At 50.4% G+C, this 18,639-nt stretch carries 21 protein-coding genes and 3 tRNA genes; 5 read left to right on the top strand and 19 right to left on the bottom strand.

Annotated elements, in window-relative coordinates; genetic code table 11:
• Positions 1 to 215: 215 nt before the first annotated feature.
• Positions 216 to 1,427 (top strand): tyrosine transporter TyrP, encoded by a 1,212-nt coding sequence (tyrP, locus tag G8S19_RS08830; RefSeq protein WP_048211336.1) that lies wholly within the window; start codon positions 216 to 218, stop codon positions 1,425 to 1,427.
• A gap of 26 nt (positions 1,428 to 1,453) precedes the next feature.
• Here the strand turns inward: tyrP and G8S19_RS08825 are convergent, their stop codons facing one another.
• The 4 genes from G8S19_RS08825 to G8S19_RS08810 form a co-directional block, all read right to left on the bottom strand.
• The gene (locus tag G8S19_RS08825; RefSeq protein WP_048211335.1) at positions 1,454 to 2,119 is read right to left on the bottom strand and encodes a YecA family protein; all 666 of its coding nucleotides are present in this window, start codon (positions 2,117 to 2,119) and stop codon (positions 1,454 to 1,456) included.
• 207 nt (positions 2,120 to 2,326) lie between these two features.
• The gene (locus G8S19_RS08820) at positions 2,327 to 2,608 is read right to left on the bottom strand and encodes a heavy-metal-associated domain-containing protein (protein WP_048211334.1); all 282 of its coding nucleotides are present in this window, start codon (positions 2,606 to 2,608) and stop codon (positions 2,327 to 2,329) included.
• Positions 2,605 to 2,961 (bottom strand): mercuric transporter MerT family protein, encoded by a 357-nt coding sequence (locus G8S19_RS08815; RefSeq protein WP_048211333.1) that lies wholly within the window; start codon positions 2,959 to 2,961, stop codon positions 2,605 to 2,607. The genes G8S19_RS08820 and G8S19_RS08815 overlap by 4 nt, the downstream gene beginning before the upstream one ends.
• Complete coding sequence (locus G8S19_RS08810) at positions 2,939 to 4,081, bottom strand: transglutaminase-like domain-containing protein (RefSeq protein ID WP_124021005.1); 1,143 nt, start codon at positions 4,079 to 4,081, stop codon at positions 2,939 to 2,941. Before G8S19_RS08810 ends, G8S19_RS08815 begins: the two co-directional genes overlap by 23 nt.
• Before the next feature lie 320 nt (positions 4,082 to 4,401).
• Between G8S19_RS08810 and G8S19_RS08805 the strand changes: the two genes are divergently transcribed.
• Positions 4,402 to 5,421, top strand: coding sequence for a patatin-like phospholipase family protein (locus G8S19_RS08805; protein WP_124021006.1), 1,020 nt, complete (start codon positions 4,402 to 4,404; stop codon positions 5,419 to 5,421).
• A gap of 121 nt (positions 5,422 to 5,542) precedes the next feature.
• On the opposite strand, the gene G8S19_RS08800 is transcribed toward G8S19_RS08805, so the two are convergent.
• On the bottom strand, positions 5,543 to 6,013 hold the full coding sequence (locus G8S19_RS08800; protein ID WP_101742204.1) for an SRPBCC family protein: 471 nt from the start codon (positions 6,011 to 6,013) through the stop codon (positions 5,543 to 5,545).
• Positions 6,014 to 6,227: 214 nt separating this feature from the next.
• Between G8S19_RS08800 and G8S19_RS08795 the strand changes: the two genes are divergently transcribed.
• Positions 6,228 to 6,566, top strand: a complete 339-nt coding sequence (locus tag G8S19_RS08795; protein WP_253686448.1) for a hypothetical protein — start codon at positions 6,228 to 6,230, stop codon at positions 6,564 to 6,566.
• Positions 6,567 to 6,734: 168 nt separating this feature from the next.
• Here the strand turns inward: G8S19_RS08795 and G8S19_RS08790 are convergent.
• From G8S19_RS08790 to uvrY, 6 genes are all read right to left on the bottom strand, one after another.
• Positions 6,735 to 6,821 (bottom strand) — tRNA-Leu (locus tag G8S19_RS08790).
• A 12-nt stretch (positions 6,822 to 6,833) separates the two neighbouring features.
• A tRNA-Cys gene (locus G8S19_RS08785) sits at positions 6,834 to 6,907 on the bottom strand.
• 52 nt (positions 6,908 to 6,959) lie between these two features.
• Positions 6,960 to 7,035 (bottom strand) — tRNA-Gly (locus G8S19_RS08780).
• A gap of 151 nt (positions 7,036 to 7,186) precedes the next feature.
• Positions 7,187 to 7,735, bottom strand: coding sequence for a CDP-diacylglycerol--glycerol-3-phosphate 3-phosphatidyltransferase (gene pgsA, locus G8S19_RS08775; RefSeq protein ID WP_003030490.1), 549 nt, complete (start codon positions 7,733 to 7,735; stop codon positions 7,187 to 7,189).
• A 55-nt stretch (positions 7,736 to 7,790) separates the two neighbouring features.
• Positions 7,791 to 9,623, bottom strand: a complete 1,833-nt coding sequence (uvrC, locus tag G8S19_RS08770; RefSeq protein WP_253686446.1) for an excinuclease ABC subunit UvrC — start codon at positions 9,621 to 9,623, stop codon at positions 7,791 to 7,793.
• Complete coding sequence (gene uvrY / locus G8S19_RS08765) at positions 9,620 to 10,276, bottom strand: UvrY/SirA/GacA family response regulator transcription factor (RefSeq protein ID WP_048211324.1); 657 nt, start codon at positions 10,274 to 10,276, stop codon at positions 9,620 to 9,622. The genes uvrC and uvrY overlap by 4 nt, the downstream gene beginning before the upstream one ends.
• 350 nt (positions 10,277 to 10,626) lie before the next feature.
• Here uvrY and G8S19_RS08760 point away from each other — a divergent pair, with 350 nt between their 5' ends.
• Positions 10,627 to 10,740, top strand: a complete 114-nt coding sequence (locus G8S19_RS08760) for a hypothetical protein (RefSeq protein ID WP_101743137.1) — start codon at positions 10,627 to 10,629, stop codon at positions 10,738 to 10,740.
• A complete protein-coding gene (locus G8S19_RS08755) occupies positions 10,737 to 10,961 on the top strand; it encodes a DUF2594 family protein (protein ID WP_005127733.1) in 225 nt (74 codons plus the stop codon). Before G8S19_RS08760 ends, G8S19_RS08755 begins: the two co-directional genes overlap by 4 nt.
• 66 nt (positions 10,962 to 11,027) lie before the next feature.
• Here the strand turns inward: G8S19_RS08755 and sdiA are convergent, their stop codons facing one another.
• The 8 genes from sdiA to G8S19_RS08715 all read right to left on the bottom strand — a co-directional run bounded on the left by sdiA (position 11,028) and on the right by G8S19_RS08715 (position 18,424).
• On the bottom strand, positions 11,028 to 11,750 hold the full coding sequence (gene sdiA / locus G8S19_RS08750) for a transcriptional regulator SdiA (RefSeq protein WP_048211322.1): 723 nt from the start codon (positions 11,748 to 11,750) through the stop codon (positions 11,028 to 11,030).
• Between the two features lie 231 nt (positions 11,751 to 11,981).
• Entirely contained in the window at positions 11,982 to 12,734 is a 753-nt protein-coding gene (gene tcyN / locus G8S19_RS08745; RefSeq protein ID WP_005127735.1) for an L-cystine ABC transporter ATP-binding protein TcyN, read from the bottom strand.
• Positions 12,731 to 13,399, bottom strand: a complete 669-nt coding sequence (tcyL, locus tag G8S19_RS08740) for a cystine ABC transporter permease (protein WP_061068102.1) — start codon at positions 13,397 to 13,399, stop codon at positions 12,731 to 12,733. The genes tcyN and tcyL overlap by 4 nt, the downstream gene beginning before the upstream one ends.
• A 21-nt stretch (positions 13,400 to 13,420) precedes the next feature.
• Complete coding sequence (gene dcyD / locus G8S19_RS08735) at positions 13,421 to 14,407, bottom strand: D-cysteine desulfhydrase (protein ID WP_115643231.1); 987 nt, start codon at positions 14,405 to 14,407, stop codon at positions 13,421 to 13,423.
• 155 nt (positions 14,408 to 14,562) lie between these two features.
• Positions 14,563 to 15,363, bottom strand: a complete 801-nt coding sequence (gene tcyJ / locus G8S19_RS08730) for a cystine ABC transporter substrate-binding protein (RefSeq protein WP_005127738.1) — start codon at positions 15,361 to 15,363, stop codon at positions 14,563 to 14,565.
• A 100-nt stretch (positions 15,364 to 15,463) separates the two neighbouring features.
• Positions 15,464 to 16,015, bottom strand: a complete 552-nt coding sequence (gene fliZ, locus G8S19_RS08725; protein ID WP_040232441.1) for a flagella biosynthesis regulatory protein FliZ — start codon at positions 16,013 to 16,015, stop codon at positions 15,464 to 15,466.
• Positions 16,016 to 16,072: 57 nt separating this feature from the next.
• Positions 16,073 to 16,792: an RNA polymerase sigma factor FliA gene (gene fliA, locus G8S19_RS08720; RefSeq protein WP_005127740.1), complete on the bottom strand. Its 720-nt coding sequence runs from the start codon at positions 16,790 to 16,792 to the stop codon at positions 16,073 to 16,075.
• A gap of 162 nt (positions 16,793 to 16,954) precedes the next feature.
• On the bottom strand, positions 16,955 to 18,424 hold the full coding sequence (locus tag G8S19_RS08715; RefSeq protein ID WP_199946902.1) for a FliC/FljB family flagellin: 1,470 nt from the start codon (positions 18,422 to 18,424) through the stop codon (positions 16,955 to 16,957).
• Between the last annotated feature and the right edge of the window lie 215 nt (positions 18,425 to 18,639).

Here is an 18,639-nt window from a genome sequence, read left to right as displayed (position 1 = left end):
CCGTAGCCTAATGTGAACCGTACAACGCTGCTTTGCGCTAACGCAGGTTTATGCGGGCAGAGAGCAGATAAATATTATTTTTAATACATCTTAATCCCCAAACATCTGTAAACATTAATATACAGCATTTGTAACGGTGATTTGACGAAAATAGCGTTATGCCTTAACCTGCGCCGCAGATATAACCGTTGATTATCTCTGGGACAGAGGAAAGCGTGAAAAACAGAACCCTGGGTAGTATTTTTATCGTGGCGGGAACCACGATTGGTGCCGGTATGTTGGCAATGCCGCTGGCGGCGGCAGGCGTGGGGTTTAGCGTCACGCTGGTGTTGTTGGTTGGGTTATGGGCCCTGATGTGCTACACCGCGCTGTTGCTACTTGAAGTGTACCAGCATGTACCGGCAGACACCGGGCTTGGCACACTGGCAAAACGCTATCTGGGTCGATACGGGCAGTGGGTAACGGGCTTTAGCATGATGTTCTTGATGTATGCCCTGACCGCCGCCTACATCAGTGGTGCAGGCGAGCTGCTGGCCTCCAGCATCAGCGACTGGACCGGAACCAGCATCTCGCCCACCACAGGCGTATTGCTGTTCACCTTTGTTGCCGGTGGCGTGGTATGCGTCGGGACTTCACTGGTTGATTTATTCAATCGTCTGTTGTTCAGTGCCAAAATCATCTTCCTGGTGGTAATGCTCGCGCTGTTGATGCCGCATATTCATAAGGTGAACTTGCTTACCCTGCCGCTTCAACAAGGCCTGGCGCTTTCCGCGATCCCGGTTATTTTTACCTCATTTGGTTTTCACGGTAGCGTGCCCAGCATCGTCAGCTATATGAACGGCAACATCCGTAAACTGCGCTGGGTGTTTATCAGCGGTAGCGCCATCCCGTTAGTAGCCTATATTTTCTGGCAACTGGCCACGCTCGGTAGCATTAACTCGTCAACATTTATGGGACTTTTAGCCAATCACGCTGGCTTAAACGGTTTGTTACAGGCATTACGTGAAGTCGTGGCTTCGCCGCACGTCGAACTGGCTGTGCATCTGTTTGCCGACCTCGCACTGGCAACCTCTTTCCTCGGTGTCGCACTGGGGTTATTTGATTACCTGGCAGATCTCTTTCAACGCCGTAATAGTGTGGCCGGCAGAATGCAAACTGGCGTCGTGACGTTCCTGCCACCGCTGGCATTTGCTCTTTTCTATCCGCGAGGTTTTGTCATGGCGCTGGGATATGCAGGCGTTGCTCTGGCCGTTTTGGCTCTGTTGATCCCCTCCATGCTGGCCTGGCGGAGCAGAAAACACAATCCACAGGCAAACTACCGCGTAGTGGGTGGCACGCCAGCGCTGGCGCTGGTCTTCATTTGCGGTATCGTGGTGATAGCAGTGCAGTTTTCTATTGCAGCAGGATTACTACCAGAAGTGGGTTAAAACAAAGGGGCTTTCGCCCCTTTCTGTTAATGCAAACAGCACTGCTTATATTTCTTGCCGCTGCCACAGGGACAAGGGTCATTGCGCCCTACTTTGGCATCCACTTTCACCGGTACTTTGACTGGTGTTTCCTGAGGATGCGCCATCCAGTAAGCATGCAGGTCCAGCGCAGCCAGGCGGATGGCATCGACGCTCGCTTCAAATGCCTCTGGCGTCAGTTTCTCTACCACCTCGAAGTTTTCTTCTGTCCCGTGTAGCGCAATAGCATCGAGAGCGGGTTTCAGTGAATCAGGTAGCGTTGACCAATCCGACAACGCGACGCCTCGCATATAGCCAAAGCACCACTCTTCTACAATAGTTAGCTCATGCTCTTCAATTTCCCGCAGGCCGAACAGCGGTTCAAACTGCTCCGGGAACTCATCCAGACGATCGGCCGTATCCGCCATATGCTGGAACGCCAGATTCATAAAACGCGCCATTTCTTTTTCGGAGGACCAGCGCGGAACATACTGTGCACCGCCCCAGATAGCGACCAGCCACTGCTCCGGCTCGATCTCATACGGTGAACTGAGCACCGCCGTCAGTAAGCCATCCAGCTCTGACACATCCAGAATAGACTTGTCCGTATTGTACTTAGTCAGCACATCATCCAGCCATTCCAGCTCGCTCTCGTTTAGTGGTCCCGTTTTCATAACGCTTTTCCTTAGTAAAAATTCTTGCCTGTGATTATCTTACATGGCTGGTGGGATAGCAGATCCAAATGGGCATGAGCGGCTTACAGGTACCGCCAATTCAGGTTAACAGGAAACGAGGGGAATTCCGGTAGTTAACGCACAAAAGGGAGCATCAGCCGCCGGGCATCATACGCGGAAAACAGAACAAAACCACCCGAAGGTGGTTTATTGTGGCTCAATACGGTTCAACGTTGCGGTATATCCCGTTTTCGCCACCGCGTTAAGTAGCGTATCGGTAGAAAATCCCTCCGGGACGATAGCCTCTGCCTGCCGGGTCTTGAGCGAAGATTTGGCTTTAATCACCCCATCAGTTTCACGTAACGCCTGATTGACCGAAATGACACATAACGAGCAGGTCATATTTTGGATATCCAGCACCACTTTCTGATTGGCAGCCTGAGTCCACAATGGCAACAGCAAACATGCGATTAACGTAATAATCTTCACTCAAACACCTCATAAAACCAGGCCACGATCGTGGGGTAAAACAACACGGGCAGAATCAGCGCCAACGCACACCAGTAAAGAACGCGCGCTTGCTTCAGGGACAGCCATCCGGAACACCATAGCTTTTTAGAAAAGTAGAGTCGCCAGAAAACGCGTAATAATAGCCCTAAGGACAGCAACATCAGAGGAACGCGCAGAAACTCAAACTGAGTGAACACGGCAAAGCTCGCCGCCGAAATACCAAACAGCAGATACAGCAGCGGTCCGACGCAACATAAGCCAGCCGTGACGGCAGCCGCGGCGGCCGTCAGCAGGGTCAATCCCGCCCCTTTAGCGTTGTTCTGTTGCGACATAGTGGTAAGAGAACGCTTTCGGGTCATAGAAATTGATGGGGTCACCGTCTACTTCAGCATAAGGATAACCAAAGTTGTTCATCGCTCCCTGCTCAGTAGCCGGGTACAGTTCAAAGTCACGACCATAGTTGAAGCCAACCCAGTTCATTTCCCAGTTGCCAAACAGATAGGTATTCACTGCCTGGACGTCCGCATCCTGATGCGTTTTTTTCTCCGCCAGACGCATTTTGGTCACATCGGCCGGATCGCATGGTAACCAACCGTAACCCGCCAGGTAGAACTCCGCACGGCAGTGCTGTCCCCCGCTAACATCAGCAACACCTGCACTGTCGGCTTTGCCAAATGCGCTTTTTGAGTAGCGCTCCAGCTTGCTTGCTTTCCCCAGACGAATCCCGAACAATTCACGTGCAGGAATGCCGCTGGCTCGGGCCAGGGCGACAAAAACTGAGCTCATGTCGGTGCATTTGCCCTTGAGCTTTCCGCTTTTCAAAATCTCCGCGACATCCCCAGTTCCGCAGCCGATAACGTCATTATCACGCTCCATATGACTGCTCACCCACTCGTATATCAGGCGAGCTTTTTTCAGCGGATCTTGTTCATTACCGGTAATTTTACGCGCCGTTTCCAGGACCTGCCCATCAATCGGTGTGTGCGTTGTTGGCAGCAGATACGGTTTTACATCCAGCGGATACGTAATCTGTTCCGGTGCTTGCCAGTTTTTTAGCGCGTCATGTTGCAGTGGTTCCCAATCGGCTGTCTCAATGTCGAGATCAACCTTGATCAGCAGTTCTCCCTGCGAGTCAGGCCAACTGGCAAACAACGTTTTCGCGCCATAAGCATTGTTGGTTGTGACGTACGCCTGTTTATAATTGCCGCTAAAAGCAAGATTCGTCATTTGCTGGAATGCGGTATCGACCGGCAAAGGGATCCACAACTTCACGACACCATTCGACCCCTTTGGTGGGTTGAGCTTATACGTTTGCGATAGCACAAAGCGCCGACGTGCCACCGGCACGATTGCAGGCTCAGCAGCCTGGACCGTGCGGCTAACAATCGAAGGGCCGACTATACCGGCGGCGGAAAGGAGAACGCTATTTTTGAGAAATTGTCGACGTTGCATTGCTGTCTGTCCATGTTATGAGAGTTGAGCGGCGGCTGAATAACAAACCGTAGGCGATCATCACAGCAGACAGACGCTTCCATAAAAAGGCGAGTCGATGGAGGTTATTCATCAATAACAGACCTGTTAACTGTGAATGAAATAAGAAACTACGTGGTCGCCATTAAGCCACTTACCGGCGAGAAAGTACAGTAATGGCGGCATGAAGATCCCTCATTCTCATTAAGGAAAGACCGCCGAAAACCTGTCTATATTTAAACGCAGGCACTTCCACATGTAGTCCTCCGCTTTCATGTTTCATACACTGAGGGGAAGTCAAAATGGCGATGAGAATACTGTCTATTGATGGCGGTGGCATCAGAGGCATCCTGCCAGGTATGCTATTAGTCGCACTGGAGAAAAAGTTACAAGAAAGAGCAAAAAAGCCAACAGCAAGAATCGCTGATTATTTCGATTTAGTTGCAGGCACCAGTACTGGTGCCATCCTCTGTTCTGCCTATGTGTGTCCCGACGCGACAGGAAACCCCAAATTTTCCGCACAGGAAGCCGTCAACTTCTATCTTCAGGACGGCGATGAGATTTTTGACGTCGGCATTTGGAAAAACATCACTTCATTAGGCGGTGTCAGTGATGAAAAATACTCGGCAACGGAACTGGAGCGAGTATTAAAAACAGCCTTCGGTGATACAAAACTGAGTGAATTATTAAAACCAACCTGCTTTGTTGCTTATGATGTCAGCAGTCGTCTTCCTGTGATCTTCAAACAACACTCTGCCGTAGCCAAAAAACGGGATTTTCTGGTCAGAGATGTTTTACGTGGTACCTCCGCGGCACCAACGTACTTCGAAGCAGCGCGTATTTACTCACTTCCCCCATTGCCGCAAAAGTATGTCCTGGTCGATGGTGGTGTCGTGGCGAACGATCCAGCACTGTGTGCCTATTCCGAGGCGATTAAGTTTTCAAACGTCGCTGGCATCAAAGACATGATCATTGTCTCTCTGGGTACCGGTAAAAAGCTGCAGGGTTATTCATATTCAGAGGTTAAAGACTGGGGACCTTTTGGCTGGGCGAAACCCGCTATCGATATCGCGCTCGAAGGCGGTCCGCAGATGACTGCCTACTATTTACAACAAATCGCCTCAACGGTAAAAAACGCGAATTATTACAGGCTTCAACCCGAATTATATGGTGCCGATCCAACGCTGGATAACGCATCGCGAGAGAATTTAGAACGGCTGCATAACGCAGGACTGCAAAATGCAGCGGAATTCGACAAGACGTTAAATGAAATTGCCGCATTGTTAGTTAGCAACGGCGGGATTTTTAACTTTCAGGGATAAAACAGCCCCTGAGAACAGAGAACTAAAACCTATCCTGGCAGACGTCATTGGCGCAAACAGTTTGAGCACTGCCCAGCGGCGAAATGGCAAGCAAAATAGCCCTGATGGGATAGGTTCTGAATCAAAATATATACACATGGGTGCCAAGTTTACGGGCTAATCCCTTCGCTCCCTCGCGCATTACCGTATCGTGGTTCCAGCGAAATACCGGCGCCGCCAGTGGGGCAAGTATATTCATCCAGCGAATCGTGGTTCGTACATTCCAGTCGTACCTGACAATCGTCTCCTTACCGGTATCAATAAAAGACCATACCCCGCGCCCTTCAACCTCGCCGCTGGCAGCACCTTCAAGAAGAGAGTACTGCATAATATTTAATACATTGATATCAAAGGTTAAACGATACGGAAGTACACCCTTCCAGGTGTAACGATGCAACGCTCCGACCCCCTGTATATCGCCTTTCTTGATCTCAACAACACGCTCAAGGCTTCTCCACCATTCTGGCCACTGATCCGGGTGGGAGAAAACATCCCAGACATCCTGCAGTGAAGCCTCAACCCGCCAGACTGTGGAAAACTGATAGTCAGTCATCGCCTTCTCTCCCCTATGGGGTGAAAAATCTGCGGCACCTGCCTGTGCTACGAACAGGCATAATCACCTGTGAGCTGTTTTTATTATAGTGCTTAATACACAGCCAGGCCCTCCAGAATCACCGCCTCAGCCGCCAGAAAATGGTTTTACCGCCCGGATTAGAGCGCCATTAAACGCTATACTTTAATAGCCACATTATTTATGGGCATTTATCATGAAACTGCCACGGGTATTTTCATGCGCCGTCCTTGCACTACTGCTGTTGACGTCTTCATCTGCTGCAGCCGGCACATTGCAACGTCAGGCTCAACGAGAGCAAGAATTGAGTGCTGCGTTAGCTGCCGGCAATGGCGTTATCGTGATTGGCGGCGCGGATGATTTTGCGTTTACGCTCAGAGCCCGTAGCCGGATCCACAGACCCTTTGCGATTGAGGATGGCATTAACGATCCCCTCATAATGAGCGGTTTTCAGAACCAGAACCCCGCCCGTGATGGGTTCATGAACAACCCGGCCCGGGGAGGGTTTATGCTGAGCACGCCTATTCGCCGATAAGCGAATGGGCTAAATCATGTTGGTGACTGGGCCGTTTTGGCGGTTTTGCTTTATTGGTGGGTATTGTGACGCACGCTATTAGCTGTCAGTAAGTTTCAGGCACAAAAAAACCACCCGTAGGTGGTTTCACGACACTGCTTATTGCTTTGATTATTCTGTTCTTTCCCATGGTACCCGGAGTGGGACTTGAACCCACACAGCGCGAACGCCGAGGGATTTTAAATCCCTTGTGTCTACCGATTCCACCATCCGGGCTCGGGAAGAAATTGGAGGCGCGTTCCGGAGTCGAACCGGACTAGACGGATTTGCAATCCGCTACATAACCGCTTTGCTAACGCGCCGAAATCTTCTGGCTTTACAGCCAAACATCCGCAAATGCCGATGTTTTAAATTTGGAGCGGGAAACGAGACTCGAACTCGCGACCCCGACCTTGGCAAGGTCGTGCTCTACCAACTGAGCTATTCCCGCATCACCAAGTAACTTTGTTAATCACTTGATTTTGTTATCGTCTGGCAATCAGTGCCGCCGTTCGATGCGTTGCATTCTACTTACCTGACGCAATGAGTCAACGATATTTTTCACCACTGACGATCGTTTGCTGAAATTTGCGGCGAAACGATCACTGATCAAGCAAATCTCCCCGTGCAGCGCTCAAATACTGGAACATTGACCATAAAGTCAGAATCGCGGCGACAAAGAAAAGTGCAATCCCGGCATACTCTACCCAGATATTTGGGCGCCACAGCAGCCATGCCAGCGCCGCCATTTGCGATGTCGTTTTGACTTTACCGATCCACGACACCGCCACGCTGCTACGCTTGCCAAGTTCTGCCATCCATTCACGCAGCGCTGAAATGATAATTTCTCGCGCGATCATCGTGGCGGCAGGCAATGTCACCCACCAGCTGTGGTAGTGCTCCGTCACCAGCACCATCGCAATAGCCACCAGGACTTTATCTGCCACCGGATCGAGGAACGCCCCGAAACGTGTGCTTTGGTTCCAGCGGCGCGCCAGAAAACCGTCAAACCAGTCGGTAACGGCTGCGATACAGAAAATCAGCGCACAAACGAAGGGAGCCCAGGTGAATGGCAGATAAAACGCCAATACAAAGAATGGGATCAGAATGACGCGAAACAGCGTGAGCAATGTAGGGATATTAAATTGCATATGACGGATAACTATCTGTTGTCAGTGAAATTACCCCTATGTTGCTACAGAGGGCTTAATGTTTCAACGAGTAGAAGATCTTTTCTGCCAGAGCTTGCGAAATACCCGGCACTTTTGCAATTTCTTCGACACTGGCGTTACGAAGCCCTTGCAAACCCCCCATATATTTCAACAACATTTGTCGGCGCTTAGGGCCAACGCCTTCGATGGTTTCCAGCGTGCTGGTGCTTTTTACCTTCGCCCGTTTTTTACGGTGTCCGCTGATGGCGTGATCGTGAGACTCATCGCGGATATGCTGAATAACGTGCAACGCAGGGGAGTCCGGCGGCAGGCTAAACCCCTCACCTTCCGGTTCGAAGAACAGGGTTTCCAGGCCAGCTTTGCGATCTGCCCCTTTTGCCACACCCAGTAACAGAGGATGCTGTTTATCCCAGGGCACGTCCAGTTCAGCAAAAACAGCTTTCGCCTGCCCTAGCTGGCCTTTACCGCCGTCGATCAAAATAACATCCGGGATCTTACTTTCTTCTATTGCCTTACCGTAACGCCGACGCAGTACCTGGTTCATCGCCGCGTAATCATCACCCGGCGTAATACCCGTAATGTTATAGCGACGATACTCTGCGCGCAGCGGCCCGTTAGCGTCAAAAACCACGCAGGAGGCAACGGTCTGCTCGCCCATCGTGTGGCTAATGTCAAAACATTCCATGCGTTTCACCGCAGGCAGTTTCAGCACGGATGCCAGCGCCGTCAGACGTTGGGTAATAGTGGACTGCTGGGAAAGTTTGGTGGTTAACGCCGTAGCCGCATTGGTACGCGCCAGCTTCAAGTATCGGGCGCGATCGCCTCGCGGTTTCGTCTGGACGTTAATCTTCCGCCCGGCCAGTTCAGACAAAGAGTCAGCCAACAGCGTCTTATCGCTAAGATTAAAATCAAGCAGGATCTCCCCGGGCAAGGTACGCACCTGGCTACCCTGTAAATAGAACTGCCCAACGAAGGTTTCAACTACCTCGCCCAGCTCCGTTCCCCCTGGTACTTTAGGAAAATAGCTGCGACTGCCTAACACTTTACCCTGACGAATGAACAAGACGTGTACACAGGCCATTCCGGCATCAAATGCCACGCCGATAACATCCAGATCGTCGCCAGTATTGGAAACAAACTGTTTTTCAGTGACACGGCGAACCGCCTGAATTTGGTCGCGGATGCGTGCGGCCTCTTCAAACTCAAGGTTCTGGCTGGCCTTCTCCATCCGGGTTATCAGTTGCGTTAACACCTGATCGTCTTTGCCGGATAAAAACAGCCGTACATAGTCGACCTGCTGTGCGTACTCTTCTTCACTCACCAGACCGGCGACGCATGGCCCAAGGCAGCGGCCAATCTGATATTGCAAACACGGGCGTGAACGGTTGCGATAAACGCTATTTTCGCACTGACGTATTGGGAAAATTTTCTGCAATAGCGCCAGCGTCTCGCGGACGGCATAACCGTTAGGAAACGGTCCAAAGTATTCACCTTTAGCATGCTTCGCGCCGCGATGCGTCGCCAGACGCGGATGGGTATCGTCACTGAGGAAAATAAAGGGATAGGATTTATCATCGCGCAGCAATACGTTATAGCGCGGCTGGTACAGCTTGATGTAATTGTGCTCAAGCAATAATGCTTCAGTTTCGGTGTGCGTCACCGTGACATCAATCTGCTGAATTTGTGCCACCAGCGCTTCGGTTTTACGCGACGCGAGATTGCTGCGGAAATAGCTGGAGAGCCGTTTTTTCAGGTCTTTCGCTTTACCGACATAGATAACCGTCCCGGCGGTATCGTACATACGATAGACGCCAGGCTGGCTGGTCACGGTTTTCAGAAACGCTTTAGCATCGAACTGTTCGGTCACAGGCTTGTTAATGTCTCCGCATTACACAGGCCATGGCGAATTGCCAGGTGAGTCAGCTCCACATCGCCATGAATGTTTAATTTACTGAACATTCGATAGCGGTAGCTGTTCACTGTTTTGGGACTAAGATTCAGTTGTTCTGAGATCTCATTGACCTTCTGGCCTTTGGTGATCATCAGCATAATCTGCAACTCGCGTTCAGACAAACTGGCAAACGGGGTTTCCGTTTTCTCTGGCTCAATCTGGCTAAGCGCCATTTGTTGCGCAATATCGGAAGCAATGTAGCGCTGCCCGGAAAAAACCGAACGAATCGCGCTCACGACTTCCTGAGGGGCGGCCCCCTTGCTGAGATAGCCCGCGGCTCCCGCCTGCATAACTTTTGCCGGCAATGGGTTTTCGGTATGAACAGTCAACATGATCACTTTAATGTCAGCCGAGGAACGCGCAATTTTGCGGGTTGCCTCCAGACCGCCAATACCGGGCATATTCATGTCCATCAGCACAACGTCGACGGCGTTAGTGCGGCACCATTTGACCGCATCTTCGCCGCAGCACGCCTCGCCGACAACTTTAATGCCTTTTATATCTTCCAGAATGCGTCGTATCCCTGCGCGCACCAGTTCGTGGTCATCAACAAGAAAAACGTTGATCAAAGGAATATCTCCAGAATAGGGATAACGCTACCGATAGTTAATCGGTCCTATGTTAACGGGTTTTATCTGAACTTTGAAATCTAAAAAACACCCGACTTTCGATTTTGCTCTCGTTTTTGGAAATTAGATTGTACGAACCGTGGAAACTTTCACGGTTGAAGGCTGTTTGCCCGCGCTTATATCTGCATAGCTGTTTCAGAATAGTGACAAAAAATTCATATTCTTACGCTGAATGCTAAATAGGAAGGTAAGCTTGTAACAATAATTAACGAGTAAAATACTCGGAATAAACAATGAATGGAGAAAATATATGCACTGCAACATCTTGTTTATTTTAATCTCATTGGGTTTTGTTTGTGCAAAAAACAACCTCAGATATTTTTAGCCGAGCTTATGGTATACTCCGCCGCCTTGACGTTTGCCATCGCACTTTTTCATTGAAACATAACGAGGAAAATAAATGAGTACGCCTGATTTTTCCACTGCTGAGAATAATCAAGAACTGGCTAATGAAGTCACCTGCCTGAAGGCCATGTTAACGCTGATGCTGCAGGCTATGGGACAAGCCGATGCAGGACGCGTGATTCTTAAAATGGAAAAACAGATCGCGCTGATTGAGGACGAAACACAGGCCGCGGTATTTACCAGCACTGTTAAACAAATTAAACAGGCCTATCGTCAGTGATAAGAAACCGGCTGACAGCGATGCTCTCAGCCGGTTTTGCGTCTGACACTCAGAACGACATTTTATTCAGATAAGCCCTGTTGCAGCGGCATAACAAGCAATCTGTGTTTTGTTTGGCGCGTTAAACTTCTTCTGCATATTCTTCTGATGAAAGTTAACGGTATTTTCAGAGATCGACAGAATCATTGCTATCTCGGAAGAGGTTTTCCCCTCAGCGGTCCATTTCAGAATCTCTTTTTCGCGCTTGCTAAAACGCATCTCCGGCGCCATGACCATGTCATCTTCCAGCCGCATAAGTACTGACAGACTTTCTCGTACCAGCAGTTGCATCCTGAGTTCGACTTCATCCTGGGCATAGCGGCCATTACGCACACTTGCGCGTGAAACGGACAAAAAGCCTAGCGCCCGATTTGGCAACATTAAGCATTGCGTCATCCCCTTGCGCAGACCGTGATTACGCGCGGCGTCCCACAGCGGTTGTGCGTCACGGAACAAGGCGTCATCCCACGGTAAGTGGCCCTGACTGAAGTTTTCGGGTTTCAGTACCGGATCGATAGCGAAATAATTTTCTGATTGGTAGTGTGCGACCCATGCTTTGGGATACGTCGTATGAAGTACCGTTTTAGGTCGGGTAAAGGGTACGGGATGCCGGACACAGAGCGCATAAAAATCGAACTCTAAGTGCTGCGTCTGAAGTTGTAATTCGTTATAGACATCCTCTGCCGCCGCCATTTCCTGAAAGCGTAACAGCATGCTCCGTCGCCAGGTGAAGAAATCATGATCCTGCATACTAAGTGGTAATGCCCCTGAGATTGATAATCATCCAAATGTACGAAACAAGCTAACACATAAATGTATTTTATATATGCAAATTATCGGACAAATAAGAAATTACTTGAGTGTAATGTAACAGCCCACAATGCTGACAGGATGAAGCAATAATAATAAAGCAGTAATTATAAATAGTTATGCAACAAGCACTCACCAAAAAAACTATTTCGATGAGTGCTCTCTGACCTTTTATTGCATCAGGAATTTTTCAAGAAACTGACGGGTTCGCGGTTGCTGCGGATGCGTGAATAATGATTTTGCAGGCCCCTGCTCCACTATCTTGCCCTGATCCATAAATATCGCCCGGTCAGCAACGTCACGCGCAAAACTCATTTCGTGCGTCACAATGACCATGGTGCGTTTTTCCTGCGCCAGTTGACGAATAGTATTAAGCACTTCGCCAACCAGTTCCGGGTCAAGCGCGGAGGTCGGTTCATCAAAAAGAATAACTTCCGGACGCATAGCCAGCGCCCGGGCAATAGCGACACGCTGCTGCTGACCGCCGGATAACCGCCGTGGATAGCTGCTCTCTTTACCCGCAAGCCCAACCTTTGCCAGAAGTTCACGCGCGCGCGCTGTCGCTTCCGCCTTCGGTTCGCCCTTCACAATTACCGGACCTTCAATAATGTTTTCCAGTACTGTGCGATGTGGAAATAAATTAAAGTTCTGGAACACAAACCCCACATGCTGGCGCAACTGGCGAATCTGTCCTTTCTGCTGGCTTAAGGAACGCGCGGTATCAATGGTAATATCTCCAACCTTGATGGTGCCCGCCTCCGGTTGTTCCAGCAAATTTATACTGCGCAGCAGCGTGGTTTTACCTGAACCGCTCGGCCCGATAATCGCCACGACTTCACCAGGCTTAACGTCCAGATCAATGCCGTGCAGTACCGTTTGCCCGTGAAATTTTTTCACCAGGTTTCTGACTTCAATAGTACTCATTTCGGATCTCTCTCCTGGCGGTTGAGCTGTTCTTCAAAATAGTTCTGCAGCGCAGAAAGCACCGTCGCCATGACCCAGTAAATCAGCGAGGCCGCCAGATACATGGTAAACACTTCCAGCGTGCGTGAAGTAATCAGCTGCGCCTGGCGGAACAGTTCCGGTACCTGGATGGTCGCGGCCAGTGATGTGTCTTTCACCAGACTGATAAAGCTGTTGCTCAGCGGTGGAAGCGCAACCCGCGCAGCCTGCGGCAGGATCGCCCTGCGCATCGTCTGCCACGGTGTCATACCGATACTCGCCCCGGCTTCCCACTGACCTTTATCAATGGAGGAGATGGCCGCACGCAGCGTTTCTGCCGCATAGGCCGCAGTATTCAGCGACAGACCGATCATTGCAGCCGGTATCGGGTCCAGCTCAATACCAAACTGCGGCAGACCGTAGTAGATCATAAACAGTTGGGCAATTAACGGCGTACCGCGAAAGATAGAGATATAAAAGCGCGCCAGCCAGCGCACAGGCAACAGTGACGATAAACGCATTAGCGCCAGGATGAACCCCAGCACCAGGCCAAAAAACATCCCGCCGATACTCAGTTGGAGCGTAAATACCGCCCCTTTCAGCAGATACGGCAGCGAATCAATGACCAGTTGGATACTTTCTTGCATTAGTGTTTTTCTACCTGGTTGTCATACATGTGGATGGTAGGCAAACAACGCAGGTGCCCCACCGGTATGAATAAAGAGGATTGGCCCTTCATCTTTAAAGCGTTTCTGGCTGATACCGTCAATCAGGCCTGCCATCGCTTTACCGGTATACACCGGATCCAACAAAATGCCCTCCAGACGCGCCAACAGTTTTACCGCCTCCATGCCTTCTTCATTTGGCGTACCGTAACCCGGCGCAAAGTAATCATCCCACAGTAAAATATCTGCCGCCGCAGTCAGCTCCAGCTCACTGGCAATAGCCTGCTGCAGCGCAACGACTTTTGGTTTTTGGTCAGCAACACTGCGCGAAACGGTGACACCGATAAGCTCAACGTTCGGCATCAATTGTTCCAGCCCTACCGCCAACCCGGCGTGCGTTCCTGCACTGCCCGACGCCACCACGACGGATGAAAGTTCTACGGCCCCTTCACACTGCTGAGCAATTTCCAGCGCGCTTTCGACATAACCCAATGCACCCAACGCGTTAGAACCGCCAACCGGGATCACATACGGGCGGAACCCCTGCGCTTCAATCCGCGTCGCCAGTTCCTGAAGCTGCGCATTCGGGTCGGTCAGCGCATCACACATTTCAATCTGGGTATTGAACAGATCCAGCAGCAGGCGGTTACCGTTACTGAGATAATTTTCCGCAGTCGTGCCTATTGGGTTTTCTAACAGCGCCACACAGTGAAGCCCCAGCTTCGCCGCGACCGCCGCCGTCTGACGCACGTGGTTCGACTGGATAGCCCCTGCGGTGATCAATGTGTCTGCGCCTTCACGCAGCGCGTCCGCCGCCAGAAACTCCAGTTTGCGCAGTTTATTGCCGCCCATCGCCATCGGCGTGACGTCATCGCGTTTAATAAAAATATCGCGGCCGAGATAATCAGAGAAACGCGGGAGATATTCGAGCGGCGTGGGCGCGCCAATAAATTCCAGACGGGGAAAGCGCGTTAAGTTATGCAGTGGCATAGAGCCTCCGGTGTTTACTCATCATCTTGTGGGCAACAAGCAGCCCAAAAGCCTGAGAGTAGAAGTTGTTGTGATGTTCTTTTTATTATGCACGTTCAGGCGCAATGGAATAAAAAAAGGCGCTGTTAAAGGCGCCTTTTTTATCCGGATGATGATTATTTCGTCACATCCGCTCCAAACCATTTTTCGGACAGGGCTTTCAGCGTGCCGTCTTTTTGCATATCGGCAATGGCTGCATCCACAGCTTTCAGCAGATCTTCATTGCCTTTACGTAGCGCCACACCAGATTCCTGGCGGGAGAAAGCTTCACCAGTCACGGCCAGTGTGTCTTTGGTTTTCTTCACCAGATCCAACGCTGCCAGACGGTCAACCAGAATGGCATCGATACGGCCTACGCGCAGATCCTGATATTTGGTCGGATCATCATCATAGGTACGAATATCTACGCCCTGCACGTTCTGACGCAGCCACTCTTCATAGTTGGTTCCCAGACCAACGCCGACTTTTTTACCTTTCAGATCGGCAGCAGTCTTAATAACGCCTTCGTTACCTTTCTTCACCAGCGCCTGGATACCAGAAACCGTATACGGGGTAGAGAAATCGTATTTTTTCTTCCGTTCGTCAGAGATGGTTACCTGGTTTATCACCACATCGATACGTTTGGAATCTAACGACGCCAGCATGCCGTCCCATTTGGTCGGCTTGAGCGAGGCTTTCACACCCAGATGTTTAGCCAGCTCCTCGGCAAATTCCACTTCAAAACCGGTCAGTTTGCCATCGTCGCCCTGGAAACTAAACGGAGGATAAGTCCCTTCAAGCCCCACCAGCAGCGTGCCGCGCTCTTTCACTTTATTTAACAGACCTTCGTCCGCAAATGTTTTTGCGCTCATACCCGCGACAAGTGCAACAGCCATTACACCCATCAGCGCCTGACGTCCCAGAAGTGCTAATTTCATAGTTACCCCGAATATTGTCATTAGTGACCATCATTTATGACCGAAGTGTAGAACGTTCGCCGTAATTCACAAACACGACTCTGTTACACCTTATTCGTTTTTAATATATATCAGAACTGGCTGTCCAGGCGGATTTCTGCATATGCCCCATATGTGTATGGGCTTTAAACTGCTCATACTTACGTAGCGCAATGCGGTAGTTATTGGTGCTGGTTTCTGGCAGCCACGGGGCGAGGTTTTCGTCGAGGAACCCTTCCTGCAGCAGGTCATGAGAAATTTTTTGTTCGGTCAGATGATTGCCGAGACGACGCAGGCGAACAACATATTCGCGCACCGTGCCGTGGCTCATTTCGGTTTGCTCAAACAAAAATTGTTTAAAGCCGATGATGTCAAAGAAGTCGCTTTGCTCTTTGCAATGCAAATCACCGCAGAAACGGCATAACGCCACCCACTCTTTTTTCTCCTGCGCCCATTCAGCATCATCAAGCAGCGTGTCCAGGCGGGAGATGGCTATCTTATTCACAATCTGCCCGCGACGAACCAGCGTGATCCTGTCAAGCAACTTAAAGCAATGGGCGCAATGCGTCTGGCTGTGTTTGAAATCTTTGAGGTAGCGGCTTAGTGGCCGTCTTTTTGATTGCTGCACCGTCATGAGAACTCCTGGTAGTCAATACGTTATGCGGCATTGTTCAGGGGCAAAGATTACCCCTTATAGCTTACCCAGCTTGGTGCGTAGACGTTTGATAGCCTGGCTGTGCAACTGACTGACCCGTGATTCGCCCACTTCCAGAACAGCACCAATCTCTTTCAGATTCAGCTCTTCCTGATAGTACAGCGTCAATACCAGCTTCTCGCGCTCCGGCAATGCATCAATCGCATCCATCACGCGCTGACGGAGGTTCCCCTCAAGAAGCTGTTGTAACGGGTTTTCTTGCTGATGTTCTTCTGTCACCAGCTCAATACTATCGCCATGCTCTTCCCGCCACTCGTCGTAGGAGAAGAGTTGGCTATTATTGGTATCAAGCAACATCTGACGATACTCTTGTACAGGGATCCCCAGACGCTCCGCCACTTCAGTTTCCGTCGCGTTACGCCCTAATTCCTGCTCCAGTTGCCCCATCGCCTGTGCCACTTCGCGGGCATTGCGCCGAACGCTACGCGGCACCCAGTCCCGGCTGCGTAGTTCATCCAGCATAGCCCCACGAATACGCTGCACTGCGTAAGTGGTAAATGCCGTTCCTTGCAAAGCGTCATATCGGTCAACTGCATTCAATAACCCGATGCCGCCCGCTTGTAGCAGGTCATCCAGTTCCACGCTCGCCGGCAAGCGCACCTGAAGGCGCAATGCTTCGTGACGCACCAACGGTACATAACGCTGCCACAGCGAGTGTTTATCCATTACACCTTCAGCGGTATACAGTGAATTCACGATAAACAGCCCTGCGTTAAATGAGTTATCGGCATGATTATCCGTTTCTGCAGGGGTTTTAATCGGGTGAATAGTGGGTGAAATGGGGGGTTATTTGGGGGTTACGGGTAAAGCGGAATGTAAAAAACCCCGCCGGAGCGGGGTTTGCGCGATAAGTGTAAATTAACGCAGCAGAGACAGGACGTTCTGCGTGGTCTGGTTTGCCTGCGCCAGAACAGAAGTACCCGCCTGTTGCAGAATGTTTGCACGAGACATGTTGGACACTTCGGTCGCGTAGTCAGCATCTTCGATACGGCTACGGGCTTCAGACAGGTTGTTTACGGTGTTACCCAGGTTGGTAATGGTAGAGTTGAAACGGTTCTGTACCGCACCCAGGTCGGAGCGCAGGTCAGCAACTTTCGCCAGCGCCGCGTCGATTTTAGCCAGCGGGCTTTCGGTTTTGGTTTTTGCAACTTCGTTCAGCGCGGCACCCGATTTGAAGTTATGATCTTTTACACTGGATGCCAGGTACTCTTTACCACCCACGCTAGCCACTTCGGTTTTACCGTTCACACCACCAAACTGAATCGCTGCCTTCTGGGGAGCGCCTTTGTCATCAGTGTAATCAACCGTTTTAGCCGTGATTTTACCGGTTTTTGCATCGTAGTCAGCAGCGTAGTATTTTCCGCCGTTTTCCAGAGCATAGCCGCCATCAATAGCTTTGCCGTTTTTGTCTTCAAAAGACATTTTCACCAGGGTGGTGTTGGCAGCAGTTGCACCGGTAACACCTGCGCCAGCCAATGCAGTAGCGGCTGTACCAGTATCAGGTTTATTATTTTCTACCTGATTCTTAGTTACAGTAGTAGTATCAGCTTTGGTCAGCGTGGTTTCTTTTCCATCAATAGTAACGGCAGTACCAGTAACTGTAGCTTTATACAGGCCATTACCGGCGGAGGAGCCAGTTACGTTAACGTAGTAGTTACCATCCTTGAACTCTACAGTACCTGCACCACCAGTACCACCCGATGCAGTATCGATAGCACCTGTCGCAATTGCTAAGGTATCCGCGCCATCACTATAAGTACCATCGCCCGGCACTGCCGTTGCAACAGTCTTATAAGCATCCTGCACGCTCAGGCTATCCAGACCCAGGGTTTTGGAGTTGATTTCTTTCAGGTTGATATCGATGGTTTCGCCATCGTTAGCACCGACCTGGATGGTCAGGGTGTTGTCTTTCGCCAGTACTTTCACGCCGTTGAACTGGGTCTGACCGGATACACGGTCGATTTCGTTCAGACGCTGAGTGATTTCAGCCTGGATGGAGTCGAGGTCAGACTGGGAGTTGGTACCGGTAGAAGACTGAACCGCCAGCTCACGAACACGCTGCAGGTTGTTGTTGATTTCAGACAGAGAACCTTCAGTGGTCTGCGCGATGGAGATACCATCGTTAGCATTACGGGACGCCTGAGTCAGACCTTTGATGTTAGAGGTGAAACGGTTTGCAATCGCCTGACCTGCAGCATCGTCTTTCGCGCTGTTGATACGCAGACCGGAAGACAGACGCTCGATAGCGGAGCTCAGAGAAGACTGAGATTTGTTCAGGTTATTCTGGGTCAACAGCGACAGGCTGTTTGTATTGATGACTTGTGCCATGATCTTTTCCTTATCAATTACAACTTGATGTTATTGGGCTGTTGCCCACGGTTTCTGACCGTAACCCATGTATCGGCACCTTAAATTCGAACTTTAGAAAATTTTTACTTTCCGCCCATTTTTTTCTTAGCCCCGGAAATACCCGCTTTAATTACCACTATTCCGCGCATTATTTTTGCAAAACTATTATTAAACTTTGCGCGCAGATTGCCGAT

The sequence above is a fragment of the Citrobacter sp. SX206 genome, from assembly GCF_024181025.1.
Lineage (GTDB): Bacteria > Pseudomonadota > Gammaproteobacteria > Enterobacterales > Enterobacteriaceae > Citrobacter > Citrobacter youngae.
The sequence above is the reverse complement of the archived record's forward strand: the minus strand, read 5'-3'. Positions and strand labels throughout refer to the sequence as shown.

Coding starts and splice junctions, on each gene's coding strand:
- fliZ (WP_040232441.1), bottom strand. CDS start 16,015: ATGACGGTGCAGCAATCAAAAAGACGGCCACTAAGCCGCTACCTCAAA.
- G8S19_RS08800 (WP_101742204.1), bottom strand. CDS start 6,013: ATGACTGACTATCAGTTTTCCACAGTCTGGCGGGTTGAGGCTTCACTG.
- G8S19_RS08715 (WP_199946902.1), bottom strand. CDS start 18,424: ATGGCACAAGTCATCAATACAAACAGCCTGTCGCTGTTGACCCAGAAT.
- G8S19_RS08825 (WP_048211335.1), bottom strand. CDS start 2,119: ATGAAAACGGGACCACTAAACGAGAGCGAGCTGGAATGGCTGGATGAT.
- tcyL (WP_061068102.1), bottom strand. CDS start 13,399: ATGCAAGAAAGTATCCAACTGGTCATTGATTCGCTGCCGTATCTGCTG.
- pgsA (WP_003030490.1), bottom strand. CDS start 7,735: ATGCAATTTAATATCCCTACATTGCTCACGCTGTTTCGCGTCATTCTG.
- G8S19_RS08810 (WP_124021005.1), bottom strand. CDS start 4,081: ATGCAACGTCGACAATTTCTCAAAAATAGCGTTCTCCTTTCCGCCGCC.
- dcyD (WP_115643231.1), bottom strand. CDS start 14,407: ATGCCACTGCATAACTTAACGCGCTTTCCCCGTCTGGAATTTATTGGC.
- G8S19_RS08755 (WP_005127733.1), top strand. CDS start 10,737: ATGAGTACGCCTGATTTTTCCACTGCTGAGAATAATCAAGAACTGGCT.
- G8S19_RS08795 (WP_253686448.1), top strand. CDS start 6,228: ATGAAACTGCCACGGGTATTTTCATGCGCCGTCCTTGCACTACTGCTG.
- tcyN (WP_005127735.1), bottom strand. CDS start 12,734: ATGAGTACTATTGAAGTCAGAAACCTGGTGAAAAAATTTCACGGGCAA.
- tcyJ (WP_005127738.1), bottom strand. CDS start 15,363: ATGAAATTAGCACTTCTGGGACGTCAGGCGCTGATGGGTGTAATGGCT.
- G8S19_RS08805 (WP_124021006.1), top strand. CDS start 4,402: ATGGCGATGAGAATACTGTCTATTGATGGCGGTGGCATCAGAGGCATC.
- sdiA (WP_048211322.1), bottom strand. CDS start 11,750: ATGCAGGATCATGATTTCTTCACCTGGCGACGGAGCATGCTGTTACGC.
- G8S19_RS08815 (WP_048211333.1), bottom strand. CDS start 2,961: ATGTCGCAACAGAACAACGCTAAAGGGGCGGGATTGACCCTGCTGACG.